We start from the raw sequence: 14,878 nt of genomic DNA, 5'->3' as shown, positions 1-14,878 counted from the left end.
CGTCAGGGAGCTCCGAGGAGCCCGGCCCCCGGGGAGGGAGCTCGTCGCGCGGGGCGCGGGCGGGCTGAACTCGCCTGGGACGTCCTGTGCCCGACGTGCTGCGCACGCCGGACACAGGACGTCAATTGGGCTCGGACACCAGCCCGCCCGCGCCCCGCGCGACGAGCTCCCTCCCCGGGGGCCTACGGCAGGCGCAACCAGGAGCGGGCGAAGCGATATCGCACGATCTGTCCCGTCTGTGACCTTTGCTTCTTGTCGGTCGTTGCTCCAGAATTTCCTTGGTGTTCCGCGATGATGATCGCGAGATATGGGCTCGGCGTGCTTGCGCCGCGGCACAAAAACGCGTAGCCGGGATCGATGGACACCAACGTGTCCAGGGGTGCGAAAGCGCTCGACCATTTACTTCAGCAATCCACTGGAAGTCTCATTCCAGCCGGGCTGTCGCACAGGCCCCTGTGCTCGAAGTCCGTTGACGGGAGGGCCCATGCAGTACTCGAAGCACACTCTGTTTCTCGGCCTAGGACTGTTGGTGGCCGCCGCCTCCGCGGCCGCATGCTCCGCCAGCGGCTCGTCCGCGGGCCCCCCTCGGCCTGGAAACACCTCCGGCGGCGGCTCGGGCGACGGCGGATCCTCCACGAACACCAGCGCCAGCGGCAACGCCGGCACCACCAGCACCGGCGACGACATCGGCACCGGCACCGGCGGCAGCGACCCCGGCCCCGATCTGCTGGGCGACCCGAAGACGTGCGCGGAGGCCGCCGCGAACAAATCCTATATCGGGTGCGACTTCTGGCCCACGGTCACCGCGAATATCGTGTGGTCGATCTTCGACTACGCGGTCGTCGTCGCGAACGCGGGCGACGAGGTGGCCGAGGTCGAGGTGACGCGCGACGGCGCCTCGGTGGCGCGCGCCGAGGTCCAGCCCAACAGCCTGACCAAGGTCTACCTCCCCTGGGTCCGCGAGCTGAAGGGGCCCGACGCCGGCGTGTGCGCCTCGGGCGAATCGCTCAGCGGCTCCGTTCGCGTGGACGGCGGCGCTTACCACCTCGTCTCGACCCGGCCGGTCACGGTCTATCAATTCAACGCGCTCGAGTACAAGGGCGCTGGGGGCCCGGACGGGAAGGACTGGTCCTCCTGTCCCGGCCTCCGCTCGTGTCCTTCCAGCGGGCGCCCCTACGGCTGCTACTCCTTCACCAACGACGCCTCGCTGCTCCTGCCGAGCACCGCGATGACCGGCAACTACCGCATCACCGGCCAGCAGGGCTGGAGGAGCGCGGCGGTGGGCGCCTACGCGGTCATCACCGGCATCCAGGACGGCACCAGCGTCACGGTGAGCCTCGCCCAGGGCGCCTCGGTGATCGCCGGCGACGGCATCCCTGCGACGCCCGGCGGAGGCAGCTTCACCGTCGACCTCGACGCGGGCGATGTCGTCGAGATCCTCGGGAGCCCGAGCAGCGATCTCAGCGGCAGCCTCGTCACCGCCACGAACCCCGTCCAGGTGCTGACCGGCATGCCGTGCGTGCAGTCGCCGGTCGGTTACAAGGCCTGCGACCACATCGAGGAGTCGGTGTTCCCGGCCGAGACCCTGGGCAAGCGTTACTTCGTCACCGTCCCGACCTCGCCCGGCGGCGAGGTCTTCGGTCACGTCGTGCGCCTCTACGGCAACGTCGACGGCACGGCGCTGACCTATCCGTCCGGCCGGCCGGACGGCGCGCCGACCTCGATCGACGCCGGCCAGGTCGTCGACCTCAGCGTCGTGAGGAGGGATTTCGAGATCGTGGGAGATCACGAGTTCGCGGTCAGCACGTTCATGCTGGGCGCCGAGATCGTCGACCGCGACACCCCCCCTCCCGACCAGAAGGGCGACCCGTCGCAGAGCCACGCCACCGCGGTGGAGCAGTACCGCACCAAGTACGTCTTCCTCGCCCCCAGCGATTACGACGAGAGCTACGTCGACGTCATCCAGCCGCTCGACGCCACGATCACGCTCGACGACGATCCCGTCGACGTCGAGCCGACCCCGATCGGCAACGGCTCCGGGTTCGGCGTCGCGCGCGTCCCGCTCGGCCCGGGCAACGACGGCGCTCACGTGCTGACCGCCTCGGCCCCCGTCGGCATCCAGGTGATCGGCTACGGCTCCTACACGAGCTACCAGTACCCGGGCGGGCTCAACCTCGTCCTCATCGCGCCCCCTCCGCCCCCGCCCAACTGACCCCGCCGCGGCGCGCCTCGCTGCGCGCCTCGCTGATTGTCTTTCCCGGCCGGCTGACCTAGCAGCATCGCATGGCGGCCAAGCAGCGCGTCACGGCCCGGAGCGCCGCCCTCTTCGTCGTCCTGGCCAGCCTCGCCTTCGCCGCGAGCGGCCCCCTCGCCCGGTACGCGCGCCCGGTCCACCCGCTCTTCGTCGCCTTCGGCCGCGTCGCCCTCGCCGCGGTCGCGCTCTCCCTGCTCGATCTGCGCGCGATCGCCCGCTCGGCGGCCGGCCTCTCGCTGCGCCAGCGCGCCGCCGTCCTCTGCGCGGGCCTGCTGCTCGCCGTCCACTTCGCGCTCTTCCTCTGGGGGCTCGACCGCACTTCCATCGCCGCGGCGCTCTCGCTCATCTCCCTCGAGCCGCTCGCCGTCGTGCTCTGCGCGTGGGCGTTCTTCCGCGTCCGCCCCACGCGCGCCGAGCAGGCCGGCGTGCTCCTCGCCACCGCCGGCGCGGTCGTCATCGCGAGCGCGGCCGGCGCCGGCGAGCACCGGCTCTCGGGCGACCTCATGGTCGTCGGCGCCGCCGTCCTCTACGGCCTCTACGTGTCCTTCGCCCGGGCGCTCCGCGACGCCCTGCCGGCGCGGAGCTACGCGGCGCTCGTCTACGCGAGCGCCGCCGTCTTCCTCGCGGCGGCGCTCCCCGCCGCGCCCGGCGCGCTCGAGGGCGTCGCCCCGCCGCCGGCCCACGCCGCCGTCGCCATCGTCGCGCTCGCGCTCGTCCCCACCCTCGTCGGCCACACCGCGGTGCAGGCCGCCGCGCGCCGCATGTCCCCGTCGATCATCGCGCTCGTGTCCCCCGGCGAGACGCTGGGCGGGATCCTGATCGGCGCCCTGTGGCTCGGCGCCATCCCCACGGCCACGGAGATCGCCGGCGCCGCGATCATCCTCGCCGGCGCCATCGTCGCCATCTTCGGGTCGAGCCCGCCCGCGGCCAGCAGCGCGGGCTGACGCGCGCTCCGGGCCGACGCCGCCGCGCCTCCCGCCCGGATCGCGGCGGCGTCGGCCCGGAGCGCTCACGGCGAGGCGGGAGCCGCGAAGCCCGTCCAACCGCTCTCCCCGCCTCCTCGTTCAACCCCGGTCACGACCCCGGGCCGCGTCCGACGGAACACCGCTCGTCCGATGGAAGCGTGCCTGTGCGGCGATCGATTCAAGCGCTCCCCGCCCCGCCGGGACGGAAGCCGCCGGCGCGCGCCGCTCCGGTCGGATTCCTCGCCACGAAGATGCGGATTCGCGGGAGAGCCGCCGGCGCGCGCTTGACGGCGGATGATTCCAAAGAACGCTCTCCCCATGTACGGTGAGCTGTTTCGAAACATCCTGTTTCCGCTCTACGAGACCCGTTTGCGGGGCAGGGAGACCCTGAAGCATTTGGAGGAGCTCGAGCGCTCTCAGTGGCTGCCGGAAGACGAGATTCGCGATCTCGCCTTCCGGCGGATGCTCGCCGCCCTCCATTTCGCCGAGCAGAACGTCCCGTTCTACCGCGCCCGGTTCGCCGAGCACGGGGTGCGCGTCGCCTCGGTGAAGGCGCCGGAGGACCTCGTGCGGCTCCCCGTCCTCACGCGGGCCGACCTCCGCGCCCACGGGCCGGAGCTCCTCGCCGAGGGCTTTGTCGGCACGCTCTACTCGAGCGGCACCGGGGGCTCCACGGGCGAGCCGGTGCGGTTCCGCTTCGACCACCGCACCTACGAGCGCCGCGTCGCGGCCGCGATGCGGTCCGACGGGTGGGCGGGCGCCCGGCTCGGCGACAGGGAGCTCCACCTGTGGAGCACCCAGTTCGGCGAGACGCTCGCGAAGAAGGCCAAGCGCGCCCTGCACGAGGCCATCCTCCGCAAGAAGATGATCAGCGCCTTCGATCTGTCCGAGGCCCGGTTCGCCGCGCTGCTCGACGAGATCGCGCGGTACCGGCCGCAGCTCATCGTCGGCTACACGAGCGCGCTGTACCACGCGGCGCGCTACGCGCTCGCGGAGGGGCGCGCGCTCCCCCCGCCGCGCGGCGTCGTCACCAGCGCGGAGCGGCTCTTCGCGCACCAGCGCGAGGCGATCGAGCGCGCGTTCGGCGCCCCGGTCTTCGACCGGTACGGCTGCCGCGAGCTCATGCTGATCGCGGCGGAGTGCGAGCGGCACGAGGGCAAGCACATCCACATGGAGGGCGTGTACGTCGAGCTGCTCCGCGACGGGCGGCACGCCCTCCCGGGCGAGCCGGGCGAGGTCGTCGTGACCGACCTCGTCTGCCGATCGATGCCGCTCATCCGCTACAAGAACCAGGACGTCGCGATCGCCGCCGGCGCGCCGTGCGCGTGCGGCCGCGGCCTGCCGATGCTCGCCTCGGTGGAGGGCCGCGTCCTCGACCTCCTTGTCGGCCCCGACGGCCAGCTGCTCGCCGGGGAGCTCTTCCCGCACCTCATCAAGGACCAGCCGACGATCGCCCGCTACCAGGTCTACCAGGACCGGCGGCGCGCGATCACCGTCCGGCTCGTGCCCGGCAAGGGGTTCCAGCCCGAGACCGCGCGGCTCATCGAGCGCACCGTCCGGCAGCACCTCGGCGAGCGCGCGGAGATCTGCGTCCAGATCGTCGACCAGATCCCCCTCACGCCCGGCGGCAAGCACCGGGTCACCCTCTCGGAGGTCCCCGTCGAGCTGAGCCGGCGACCCGCGGCGTGAGGTGCGCCCTGGTGCGCGGGTGTGCCGCGGGGCTCGAGCGCCTCGCCGCCGGCCCCGCGTGCGCGTGCGCGGACGAGGACGCGGACGACGCGGACTACGGCGAGCTTTCTACAGAGCTGCTGGAGTCGCCTGACGGCTCTCGCGCTGCGGCCCGCTCACCGGCGCGCCGCCGTTCGCCCGAGGGCCCGAAGCGCTGGCGGAGCCGCGCGGTCCGGGGTATTGGGCAGAGCAGTACGATGTCCGACGTGCAGAGACCGCTCCCGCCGAAAAAGGACGTCGCGCTGGCCCTCCTCGAGCGAGAGCCGAGCGTGTTCATCCACCTCGACCCGCGCCGGCCCGGTGTCTCCGTCCCCAAGTGGTTCACGGGCCAGCCGCAGCTGATCCTCCAGGTCGGCATGAACATGGCGATCCCCATCCCCGACCTGAAGGTGGACGACGACGGGATCAGCTGCACCCTCTCGTTCAACCGCGCGCCGTTCTGGTGCCGCTTGCCGTGGCACGCGATCTGGGCGCTCGTGAGCGAGGACCAGCGCGGCATGGTCTGGCCCGAGGACATCCCGGCCGATCTCGCCGCGCAGAAGCAGCAGCGGCCCGGCGCGGCCCCGCAGAAGCCCCAGAAGCGGCCGCGCCCCCGGCTCGCCGCCGTGGCGCCCCCGAGCAGCGACGAGGAGCGGAGCGACGACGAGGCGGACGAGGCGCGCGCGCGCGACAAGGCGCGCCGCCCCGAGCTCGAGGCCGTGGAGCCCGCCGAGCGCCGCGGCGCGGGCGAGCCGCCGGTGCGCGACGCCGGCGCGGCCGTGAGGCCGCTCGCGCCGGTGCCCGCCCCGGCCCTCGCGCCGGCGCGGTCGACCGAGGCGGAAGACGACGATTCTGGCAGCTCCGGTGAGCCCGAGCCCAGACCGCAACCAGGGACGGGCAAGCCGAAGCGCGAGCTGCCCCCCTATTTGCGCGTTATCAAGTAACGCTCCCGCTTGACGGTGCGGCCCGGCCAAATCAACTGTGGCCGGCCATGCCTCGACCGTTGAAGCGCGTCATCACGGCGCTCGTGCTCCTCGGCGTCTTCGTCGCCCTCGAGTTCGGCTTCGAGACCCTCTTGCCGGACGCCGCCTGGCGGCAGCTCGCCCTGTTCGCGATGGTCAACGTCATCGCGGCGCTCTCGCTCAACGTCATCAACGGCATGGCCGGCCAGTTCTCGATCGGCCACGCCGGCTTCGTCGGCATCGGCGCGTACACCGGGGCCATCGTCGCCGGCAACCTGCACCAGATGCTCGGCGGCGGCGATCCGCTCTTCGGCAACTCGTTCCTCGTGATGCCCCCGGCGCTGCTCGCGTCCGGGCTCGTCGCGGCCCTGTTCGGCCTCGTGGTCGGCCTGCCGAGCCTCCGGCTCCGCGGCGACTACCTCGCGATCGTGACCCTCGGGTTCGCCGAGATCTTCCGCCTGACGATCGCCACGGCGACGACCGGCGCCGCCGACCAGGGGCCGATCGGCAAGCTGCTCGCCGCGCTCGGCGGCCCGATCGGCTACGCCGGCCCCGACGACACCGGCGTCCCGCAGTACGCCGGCCCGTTCTGGATCTTCGGCGCCGTCGCGCTCGCGACCATCGTCGCCTGGCGGCTCAAGTTCTCCGGCTGGGGCCGCGCGCTGCGCGCGCTCCGCGAGGACGAGATCGCCTCCGCCGCGGTGGGCGTCGATCCGACGCGCTACAAGGTCACCTCGTTCGTCATCTCCGCCGCCGGCGGCGGCATCGCCGGCGGCCTGCTCGCCTCGATGCGCGACGGCAACCCCACGGTCCAGCCGGACCAGTTCACGTTCAACTACTCGTTCGACGCGATCACGATGGTGATCCTCGGCGGCTCGGGCAGCGTCACCGGGTCGATCGTGGGCGGCGTGCTCGTGACCTTCACGGTCAAGCTCATCGAGCAGCTCCAGGGCCTCGACAGCGTCCTCGCGCTGAAGGCGGCCTACCCCGCGCTCGATCTGAACGCCCTCAGGATGGTGCTCTACGCGTCCATCCTCATCGGGCTGATGATCCTGCGCCCCGAGGGGCTCTTCGGCGAGCGCGAGCTCTTCGGCCGGCGCGCACAGCGCGCGCCGCGCGCGCCGGTCGGGCCGGCCGAGCCCGTCCCCGCGACGACCGGCGCCGAGGCGGCCGCCGGGCGCGCGGACGCGCCGCAAGAGGAGAGGCCGCCCGGCACCGCCATCGAGCGCGAGGCCAAGCCGGCCGGGAGGGAGTTCGAGTGAACCTCGATCTGCAGGGTGTGACCAAGCGGTTCGGCGGCCTCAAGGCCGTGGGCGGCGTCTCGTTCACCGTGCCGGAGCGCTCGATCTTCGGGCTCATCGGCCCGAACGGCGCCGGCAAGACGACGGTGTTCAACCTGATCACCGGCGTCTACAAGCACGACGAGGGCTCGATCCGCTTCGGCGGAACCGACCTCGCGCCGCTCAAGCCGAGCCAGATCGCGCACCTCGGCATCGCCCGCACGTTCCAGAACATCCGCCTCTTCGGCCAGCTCACCGTGCTCGAGAACGTGCTCGTCGCCTGCGAGAACCTGCGCAAGGCGACGCTCGCCTCCGCCCTGCTCCGCTCGCCGTTCTTCTACAAGGACGAGCAGGAGATGACCGAGCGCGCGCTCTCGCTGCTCTCGGTGTTCAAGCTCGAGGACATGGCCGACGAGATCTCGACGTCGCTCTCGTACGGCAACCAGCGCCGCCTCGAGATCGCCCGGGCGATGATGCTCAAGCCGAAGCTGCTCCTGCTCGACGAGCCGGCGGCCGGCATGAACTACGGCGAGGCCGAGGGGCTCAAGCAGCAGATCCGCTGGCTGCGCGACACCTTCGACGTCACGGTCGTGCTGGTCGAGCACAACATGCAGGTCGTGATGGGCGTGTGCGAGGAGATCCACGTCCTCGACCACGGCGAGACCATCTCGCACGGCACCCCGGAGGTCGTGCGCAGGGACCCGAAGGTCCTCGCCGCCTACCTCGGCGAGGAGGTCGACGAGGACGCCGCCGAGGCCGGCGCCGCGGCAGAGGAGCCGGCATGAAGACATCGCACCCGACGCGGCAGCCCCCCTCGGTGGCGCCCGGCGAGCCCCTGCTCGTCGTCGACGATCTCGCGGTCAGCTACGGCGGCATCCGGGCGCTCAAGGGCGTGAGCCTCGAGGTCCGGCGCGGCGAGATCGTCGCGATGATCGGCGCGAACGGCGCCGGCAAGACGACCACGCTGAAGACGATCGTCCGCCTCCTGCCGATCGCCGCCGGCCGCATCCGCTACGACGGCAAGGACCTCGCGTCCGTCTCGACCGAGGAGCTCGTCGGCGCCGGCGTCTCGCTCGTCCCCGAGGGGCGCGCGATCTTCTCGAACCTCACCGTCCGCGAGAACCTCGAGCTCGGCGCGTGGTGCCACAAGCACGGCCCCACCATGGGGGAGACCGTCGACGACGTGGTGAAGCTCTTCCCCCGCCTCGGCGAGCGCATGCACCAGCACGGCGGCACGCTCTCCGGCGGCGAGCAGCAGATGCTCGCGATCGGCCGCGCCATGATGGCGCGCCCCGCCATGCTGCTCCTCGACGAGCCCTCGCTCGGCATCGCCCCGCGGCTCGTCGCGGACATCTTCGAGTCGATCGCCAAGATCGCGGCGTCAGGAACCACCGTACTCCTCGTTGAGCAAAACACCCGACTCGCGCTCAAGTATTCGACGCGCGCCTACGTGCTCCGTACTGGGCAGATCGCCATGAGCGGCGACTCCAAGGATCTCGCGGCGAACGAAGAGATCCGCGCGGCCTACCTCGGCGGCTGAGCGCCTGCCGGGCCCGGCGGTCGTCCGCGCATCGCGGAGACGACGGGGAGAAAGCGTCGCTGTTTCAGGCCCGTATCAACGCGTCGCGCGATGCGATGAGGCGCGATTGACATCGCGCTTTGCCGCCGATGGAGTATGGTTTCGGTGAGCCAGGCGATGAAGATCCGGTCTTCGGCGCTTCGGCCAGACCCAGCCGCCAACGGGGGATACTTATGGAGATTGAGAGCACGACCCGCGTTCTGGTGATCGACGACGACGCCAGCAACACCCAGCCGCTCGTCCACTTCCTCTCGTCCCGGGACTACACGGTGGAGACGTGCTGCGGGCTCGGCCATGCGCGTGACGTGCTTGCCCGCTGGCGTCCTCACGTGATGGTGCTCGTGCCCCGGGAGGAGGCGGAGCTCCACAGCGAGATGGAAGAGCTCCGCCGCATGTCGCCGCGCGTGCCCGTCGTGGTGCTCACGCTCGCGGGCGGCCCCGAGCTCATCCTCGACATGGAGGCGTTCGCGCCCACGGTGCCCGCGTGCCCGTCGCGCGGCCTCGCGTACATCGAGTCGGCGGTGGCGGACGCCTCGGCCATGGGCTGAGCGGCCGCTGCCGGGCGAGCCCGCGCGGGGCGCGGGCGCCCCGGCGCGGATCGCACCACCCGGGGGCGGGCCGCGCCGCGCCCCGCCGCGCGTCAGGCGGACGGCTCGATGCCCTCCGGCAGCCCGTCGAAGAACTCCTCCACCACGGACGCGAGCCAGGCGCGCACCGGCCCGGTCGCGCACGCGCTCCGCACGAGCGGCCAGAGCGCGGCCGCGAGCGCGTCGACGTCGAGCGCCGGCGCGATCCCGAAGCGCCCCAGCACCTCGCCGAGCGGCTCGCGCGCGTGCGCGGCGACGAACGCCGCGATCGCCTCGCGGGTGCGCGCCCGGACCGGCCGGTCCCGCAGCACCTGCGCGGCGACGTCGGCCCCGAGCTCCTCGGCGAGCGCCGAGCTCTTCGCGTCGAGCTGGCCGACGAGCGCGCAGATCTCCTGCTCCAGCACCCACCCCGCGACGTGCTTGCGCAGGCCGACGAACTCGGGCGTGTCGCCCCTGGCGACGAGGATGTCGTGCACCTGGCGCATCGCCGTGCGCGAGAACCCCTGCAAGAAGCGGCGGATCTCGGGCTCGAGCCGCCGCTCGAACTCGCCCTGCAGGGTGCCCATCGCCTTGCCGACCCCGCCGAGGCCGAAGGGGGCGATCCGCTTGAGCAGCGCCGGCAGGCCCCACTCGGCGAAGAACGGGTTCACCTTCTCGGAGAACTCCTTCAGCGTGTCGTAGAGGACGTCGCGCATCACCGCGTCGAGCGCCGCGCTCTCGAGCACCTCGCGCACGAGCCGCTCCGGGACGAGCTTCGGCTGCTCCAGGATGCGGTCGAGCTTGTCGCGCGCCCCCTCCGGCAGGAGCTCCCGGGCGCGCCGCCGCTCGGCGCGCGCCGCCTCGACCAGCGCCGCGAGCGCCGCGGCGGCCGCGGGCCGGACCGCCCGCCGGAGCGACTCCTCCGCCGCCAGCGCGTCGAGCGCCCGCGCGACCGCCCCCGCATCGATGAGCTCGCCGAGCGGCGTCGCGAGCAGCGCCGCGACGCCGGCGGGCAGGCGCTCCCGGAAGTCCCGCGCCGCGGCCTCCGAGACGAGCCGCGCCTCGAGGAACGCGATCTGGCGGGCCTTCAGTTCATTAAGTAGCGCGCGGCTCATCGGCAACGGATAACCCCGGGCTCCCGCGGGCGCCAGGCGCAGATGACCCCGGACCCCCGGCGGCGGCGCCCCTGGAGAGGACCCCAGAACCCACAACACTGTGAATCTGCCCATCAGGTCAGCGCCGTACTTATCGAACCCTTCCTCGGAAGGCCCTTACGAATACACCTTATTTAGTGCATCGGTATCGGGGGAACACCTTACCTCGTGCGTCGCTCGCGCGCGCGCGTTCGTGCGCCGAACCTGCGGGAAGCGCCGCGTGACCGGGCGAAGCGGGATTGTCGGTGATTGTCATTTTCCAGGGGGAAGGACTCGAGCCCAAGTCAACTTTCCACGCCTCGTGACAGAGAGTTGCAACGAATTACAAGTGCATGACAACTTCGGATTCGGCGGGTGGTACGCGTTCGTTACCCGCCAGCACCGCAGGCGTGGAGACCGGGGTTCGCCCGGTCCCACCCGCCCGAAAGCCCGCTGGCGGCAGGTGCTCCCGATGCTCTCCATGCTGCTCTGCGTGCTCTACTTCGGCGTGCTGCTCGGTCTCAGCGCCTACGGCCTGCACCGACTGCACCTCGTGGTCCTCTGTCGCCTCCACCGCGCGAAGATCGCGCGCGCGCAGGAGGTCGCGGCCCTGACCGATCGCGATCTGCCGCCGGTGACGATCCAGCTGCCGCTCTTCAACGAGTCGACGGTCGCGGCGCGGCTGCTCGACGCGGTCGCGCGGATGGACTACCCGCGCGACAAGCTCGAGATCCAGGTGCTCGACGACTCGACGGACGAGACGCAGGCCCTCGTCCGCGCGCACGTCGAGCGGCTGCGCGCGGAGGGCATCGACGCGGTGTACCTGCACCGCACGAACCGCGTCGGCTACAAGGCGGGGGCGCTCGACGAGGGCCTCAAGGTCGCGAAGGGCGAGCTCGTCGCGATCTTCGACGCCGACTTCATCCCGCAGCCGGGCTTCGTCCGGTCGATCGTCGGCCACTTCGAGGATCCGACGGTCGGCATGGTCCAGACGCGGTGGGGGCACCTGAACCGCGACGTCTCGATCCTCACGCAGGTGCAGGCGCTCATGCTCGACGGCCACCACCTCGTCGAGAACCGCGCGCGCTACGGCGCCGGCCTCCTGTTCAACTTCTCGGGCACCGGCGGGATGTGGCGCAAGGACGCCATCATCGAGGCCGGCGGCTGGCAGCACGACACGCTGACCGAGGACCTCGACCTGTCGTACCGGGCGCAGCTCGCGGGCTACCGCTTCGTCTACCGCGAGGATGTGGTCTCGCCGGCGGAGCTCCCCGAGGACATCTCGGCGCTGCGCGCGCAGCAGTACCGCTGGGCCAAGGGGACGGTGCAGACCGCGCGCAAGCTGATGGCGACGGTGCTGAACGCGAAGCTCTCGCGCGGGCAGCGGTTCGAGGCGTTCTTTCACCTCACGCCGCACTTCGCCTACCCGCTCCTGGTGCTCCTGAGCGTCCTGCTCCTGCCGGCGCTCGTGCTGTTCCCCGCCGCCGACACGCTGACGATGTTCGCCATCGACCTGCCGCTCTGCACGGCGACGACCGGGTCGCTCGCGGCGTTCTACATGCTGGCCGAGACGGCGCAGGGCCGCTCGCGCTGGGGCGCGGTCGTGCGCTTGCCGATGCTCATCGCGCTCGGGACGGGGCTCGCGCCGCACCTGTCCAAGGCCGTGATCGAGGGGCTCCGAAGCATGGCGGGCGAGTTCGTTCGGACCCCGAAGCAGGGCGACAACAAGGGCCGGTACAGGGTGCGCACGGACCTGCCGCTCACCGAGGCGGTGCTCGCCGTGCTCTCGGGCGGCGCGGTGGTCGCGTCCGTCCAGACAGGCCACTACTTCGCCACCCCGTTCGCGGTGCTCTTCGCCGTCGGCTACCTCTACGTCGCGGCCATGGTCGCCCAGGAGCAGATCGGGCGCCGCCGCGAGGCGGTCTCGAGCGCGCCGGTCGTCGGCTGGAGCGACGCGCGGCCGGGCGATGCGGCCGTGGTCGGCGCCTGGTCCAGGCAGGCGACGAAGGAGCGGCCCCTCGGCGATCTCGCCGCCTGAGCGGTTCGCCGCTGGCGAGCCGCGCCTCGCCCGCGGCCGCGCCGGAATCCCTCCGGATCTCCGGCCGCGGCCTCGGGGCGGGCGGGGCGCCGGTCTGCGGTGGCGGGCGGGGCGGGGGCCCTGCGGTGGCGGGGTGGCTCCGATCCCCTGGTGCGGCTGGGTTTCCGGGCTCCTGGCGGGCTGGCCCCGACGTTCGCGTCCGCTGGAGGGCTGCACGAAGCGGGCCCGGTCCTATCGGGCGAAGCCTGCGTACCCCCTAGACCTACCCGACGCAGGCTGGCATCCTGCCACAGGCCGGTCGGGGGACCGCACGCGGCTTCCTGAACGGTCTTCAGGGGTTGCGGCGCGCCCCCCCTTCTGTAAGGGCGATGGGGGTCTCATGACGAAAGCCGAAATCGTTCAGGCGGTCTACTCCCGCCTCGGCGGGTTCTCGAAGAAGGAATCTGCCGATCTGGTGGATCTCGTGTTCGAGACCATGAAGGAAACCCTGGGGCGCGGGGAGAAGATCAAGATCTCTGGCTTCGGCAACTTCGTGCTGCGCGACAAGCGCCAGCGGCAGGGCCGCAATCCCCAGACCGGCGACCCGATCCTGATCACGGAGCGCCGGGTCCTGAACTTCAAGGCGAGCCAGATCTTGAAGCAGGCCCTCAACCCGCGCGAGACGGCCTCGGCGGCCGAGGAGTAGACCGCTTGGCGGTGCGCCAACAGCTTCCGGCGAAGCTGTACTACCGGATCGGCGAGGTGGCCGGCATCGTCGGGGTCGAGCCGCACGTGCTCCGGTACTGGGAGACGGAGTTCCGCTCCATCCGCCCGCAGAAATCGGCGAAGGGGCAGCGGGTCTACAGCCGGCGCGACGTCGAGACGCTCCTCAAGGTGAAGGAGCTCCTCTACTCGCATCGCTTCACGATCGCCGGGGCGCGGCGCAAGCTGCGCGAGGGCGGGATCGAGCCGCCGGCCCCCGACGCGGGCGCGAGCCACGAGGAGGTGCAGCGGATGCGCGCGGCGCTGGTCGAGATCCGCAGCGAGGTGCTCGCGTTGATGGATGAGCTCGAGCGCGTCTGAGCTGCACGGCGTGGCGCTGGGCCTCTCGCTGCGCCTCTCGCTGCCCGCCGGGGCGCGCGACGCGCCGCCGGACGCGTTGCCCGCGATCGACGTGTCGGCGATCGCGGGGGCGAAGGTGACGCTGCGGCGCGGCGTCGAGGCGGACGATGTGTCGCTGCGCGCGGTCTGCGCGACGGCCCCGTCGCAGCGGTGGGTCACCGGCCTGGAGGAGCTGGTGCTCGATCGGGCGTCGGGGCTCGTGCGCGGGGCGCTCGGGGTGACGATCGAGCGGTGGGAGGCAGGGCCGATCCGATCGCTCGAGCAGCGGTTCGAACAGCCGTTCGAGGCGGCGGGGAGGGCGGGCGAGCGCGCGGTGGCGATCCGTGGGCGGCACGTGCTCGGCTTCGCGGGGAGCGAGCACGACGCGGCGCTCTGCAGCGTGGTCTGCCTGGAGCCGGCGCAGGGGACGGGCGCCCGATGCGGGGCGCTGCTCGGCGCGACGGAGATCGAGGGTGCGTTCGTGGCGCCGCCGGCGCCGGGATTGCTCGTGCGGGCGATCTTCCTCGCCGCGGAGGAGCCGCTCGCGGCGGCCGCGGGGCTCGGGGTGCTCGCGGCGGCGGGCGTGGCCGTGGTGCTGGCGAGGCGGCCACGGCCGCGGCCCTAGCCGACCCCTCGGCCCGGAACCCGGAAGCGAGAGCGATCAGAACGGGATGTCGTCGTCGTTGCCGCCGCCGTAGCCGCCGCCGAAATCGTCCGGAGGGGGACCGGGATCCGGCGCCGCAGGCGCCGGGCGACCGCCGCCGCCGCCGCCGCCACCGCCGCGGTTGTAGCCGCCGCCGGCCGGGCGACCGCCGCCGCCGCCACCACCGCCGTAGCCGCCGCCGCCGCCGCCGCCACCGCCGTAGCCGCCGCCACCACCGCCGTAGCTGCCGCCACCGCCGCCGGGATCAGCGCCGAACCCGGCGTCGTCGTTGGCGACGCCGCGGCCGCGGCCCCCGCCCGTCAGCAGGACGTTGTTCGCGATCACCTCGGTCTTGTAACGCTTGTTGCCATCCCGATCGTCGTAGCTCGACGTGCGGAGCGAGCCTTCGATGAAGATCGAGGAGCCTTTGCTGAGGATCTTGCCCAAGGCCTCGGCGCGCTTGCCCCAGATCACGACATTGTGCCAGTCCGTCCGTTCTTTCCGGACCTTGTCGCGATCCAGGTACGATTCGGTCGTCGCGAGCCGCAGGTTCAGGACTGCCTGCCCTCCCTGGGTGAACCGGAGCTCGGGGTCGGCGCCCAGGTTGCCGAGCAGCATCACGCGATTCAAGCCTTCGGCCATCTTGACTCCTTCCCTAGGAGCGGTTCAGC

Annotated in this window: 14 protein-coding genes; 12 read left to right on the top strand and 2 right to left on the bottom strand. The window is 72.2% G+C overall.

Annotation, left to right across the window (positions count from 1 at the left end; translation table 11 throughout):
* Positions 1 to 529 precede the first annotated feature (529 nt).
* The 8 genes from WMF20_RS45155 (at position 530) to WMF20_RS45120 (ending at position 9,295) form a co-directional block, all read left to right on the top strand.
* Positions 530 to 2,212: an IgGFc-binding protein gene (locus WMF20_RS45155; protein WP_437607953.1), complete on the top strand. Its 1,683-nt coding sequence runs from the start codon at positions 530 to 532 to the stop codon at positions 2,210 to 2,212.
* 71 nt (positions 2,213 to 2,283) lie between these two features.
* Positions 2,284 to 3,198 carry a DMT family transporter gene (locus WMF20_RS45150; RefSeq protein WP_437607952.1) on the top strand — a complete coding sequence of 305 codons (915 nt, stop codon included), beginning with the start codon at positions 2,284 to 2,286 and terminating at the stop codon, positions 3,196 to 3,198.
* A 339-nt stretch (positions 3,199 to 3,537) separates the two neighbouring features.
* Complete coding sequence (locus WMF20_RS45145; RefSeq protein ID WP_437607951.1) at positions 3,538 to 4,908, top strand: phenylacetate--CoA ligase family protein; 1,371 nt, start codon at positions 3,538 to 3,540, stop codon at positions 4,906 to 4,908.
* A 236-nt stretch (positions 4,909 to 5,144) separates the two neighbouring features.
* A complete protein-coding gene (locus tag WMF20_RS45140; RefSeq protein ID WP_437607950.1) occupies positions 5,145 to 5,870 on the top strand; it encodes a ClpXP protease specificity-enhancing factor SspB in 726 nt (241 codons plus the stop codon).
* Positions 5,871 to 5,917: 47 nt separating this feature from the next.
* The gene (locus WMF20_RS45135) at positions 5,918 to 7,150 is read left to right on the top strand and encodes a branched-chain amino acid ABC transporter permease (RefSeq protein ID WP_437607949.1); all 1,233 of its coding nucleotides are present in this window, start codon (positions 5,918 to 5,920) and stop codon (positions 7,148 to 7,150) included.
* Entirely contained in the window at positions 7,147 to 7,953 is an 807-nt protein-coding gene (locus tag WMF20_RS45130; RefSeq protein WP_437607948.1) for an ABC transporter ATP-binding protein, read from the top strand. The genes WMF20_RS45135 and WMF20_RS45130 overlap by 4 nt, the downstream gene beginning before the upstream one ends.
* On the top strand, positions 7,950 to 8,708 hold the full coding sequence (locus tag WMF20_RS45125) for an ABC transporter ATP-binding protein (protein WP_129580029.1): 759 nt from the start codon (positions 7,950 to 7,952) through the stop codon (positions 8,706 to 8,708). The genes WMF20_RS45130 and WMF20_RS45125 overlap by 4 nt, the downstream gene beginning before the upstream one ends.
* A gap of 212 nt (positions 8,709 to 8,920) precedes the next feature.
* Positions 8,921 to 9,295 carry a response regulator gene (locus tag WMF20_RS45120; protein ID WP_129580028.1) on the top strand — a complete coding sequence of 125 codons (375 nt, stop codon included), beginning with the start codon at positions 8,921 to 8,923 and terminating at the stop codon, positions 9,293 to 9,295.
* A gap of 92 nt (positions 9,296 to 9,387) precedes the next feature.
* Here WMF20_RS45120 and WMF20_RS45115 read toward each other — a convergent pair whose 3' ends face one another.
* On the bottom strand, positions 9,388 to 10,428 hold the full coding sequence (locus WMF20_RS45115; RefSeq protein WP_437607947.1) for a hypothetical protein: 1,041 nt from the start codon (positions 10,426 to 10,428) through the stop codon (positions 9,388 to 9,390).
* 490 nt (positions 10,429 to 10,918) lie between these two features.
* Between WMF20_RS45115 and WMF20_RS45110 the strand changes: the two genes are divergently transcribed.
* The 4 genes from WMF20_RS45110 (at position 10,919) to WMF20_RS45095 (ending at position 14,189) form a co-directional block, all read left to right on the top strand.
* The gene (locus WMF20_RS45110) at positions 10,919 to 12,484 is read left to right on the top strand and encodes a glycosyltransferase (protein WP_437607946.1); all 1,566 of its coding nucleotides are present in this window, start codon (positions 10,919 to 10,921) and stop codon (positions 12,482 to 12,484) included.
* Positions 12,485 to 12,863: 379 nt separating this feature from the next.
* Positions 12,864 to 13,169, top strand: coding sequence for an integration host factor subunit alpha (locus tag WMF20_RS45105; RefSeq protein WP_012241218.1), 306 nt, complete (start codon positions 12,864 to 12,866; stop codon positions 13,167 to 13,169).
* Positions 13,170 to 13,180: 11 nt separating this feature from the next.
* Positions 13,181 to 13,546 carry a MerR family transcriptional regulator gene (locus WMF20_RS45100; protein WP_237244684.1) on the top strand — a complete coding sequence of 122 codons (366 nt, stop codon included), beginning with the start codon at positions 13,181 to 13,183 and terminating at the stop codon, positions 13,544 to 13,546.
* Positions 13,527 to 14,189: a hypothetical protein gene (locus WMF20_RS45095; protein WP_437607945.1), complete on the top strand. Its 663-nt coding sequence runs from the start codon at positions 13,527 to 13,529 to the stop codon at positions 14,187 to 14,189. Before WMF20_RS45100 ends, WMF20_RS45095 begins: the two co-directional genes overlap by 20 nt.
* Before the next feature lie 36 nt (positions 14,190 to 14,225).
* Here WMF20_RS45095 and WMF20_RS45090 read toward each other — a convergent pair whose 3' ends face one another.
* Entirely contained in the window at positions 14,226 to 14,849 is a 624-nt protein-coding gene (locus tag WMF20_RS45090) for a single-stranded DNA-binding protein (protein ID WP_437607944.1), read from the bottom strand.
* Positions 14,850 to 14,878: the final 29 nt, after the last annotated feature.

Source organism: Sorangium sp. So ce834 (assembly GCF_051521425.1).
Taxonomy (GTDB): domain Bacteria; phylum Myxococcota_A; class Polyangia; order Polyangiales; family Polyangiaceae; genus Sorangium; species Sorangium cellulosum_D.
The sequence above is the reverse complement of the archived record's forward strand: the minus strand, read 5'-3'. Positions and strand labels throughout refer to the sequence as shown.

What these genes read in the sequence shown, in the direction of transcription:
- WMF20_RS45135 (WP_437607949.1), top strand. Translation starts at nt 5,918, where the DNA reads ATGCCTCGACCGTTGAAGCGCGTCATCACGGCGCTCGTGCTCCTCGGC.
- WMF20_RS45115 (WP_437607947.1), bottom strand. Translation starts at nt 10,428, where the DNA reads ATGAGCCGCGCGCTACTTAATGAACTGAAGGCCCGCCAGATCGCGTTC.
- WMF20_RS45095 (WP_437607945.1), top strand. Translation starts at nt 13,527, where the DNA reads ATGAGCTCGAGCGCGTCTGAGCTGCACGGCGTGGCGCTGGGCCTCTCG.
- WMF20_RS45140 (WP_437607950.1), top strand. Translation starts at nt 5,145, where the DNA reads ATGTCCGACGTGCAGAGACCGCTCCCGCCGAAAAAGGACGTCGCGCTG.
- WMF20_RS45145 (WP_437607951.1), top strand. Translation starts at nt 3,538, where the DNA reads ATGTACGGTGAGCTGTTTCGAAACATCCTGTTTCCGCTCTACGAGACC.
- WMF20_RS45150 (WP_437607952.1), top strand. Translation starts at nt 2,284, where the DNA reads ATGGCGGCCAAGCAGCGCGTCACGGCCCGGAGCGCCGCCCTCTTCGTC.
- WMF20_RS45105 (WP_012241218.1), top strand. Translation starts at nt 12,864, where the DNA reads ATGACGAAAGCCGAAATCGTTCAGGCGGTCTACTCCCGCCTCGGCGGG.
- WMF20_RS45125 (WP_129580029.1), top strand. Translation starts at nt 7,950, where the DNA reads ATGAAGACATCGCACCCGACGCGGCAGCCCCCCTCGGTGGCGCCCGGC.
- WMF20_RS45090 (WP_437607944.1), bottom strand. Translation starts at nt 14,849, where the DNA reads ATGGCCGAAGGCTTGAATCGCGTGATGCTGCTCGGCAACCTGGGCGCC.
- WMF20_RS45120 (WP_129580028.1), top strand. Translation starts at nt 8,921, where the DNA reads ATGGAGATTGAGAGCACGACCCGCGTTCTGGTGATCGACGACGACGCC.
- WMF20_RS45110 (WP_437607946.1), top strand. Translation starts at nt 10,919, where the DNA reads ATGCTCTCCATGCTGCTCTGCGTGCTCTACTTCGGCGTGCTGCTCGGT.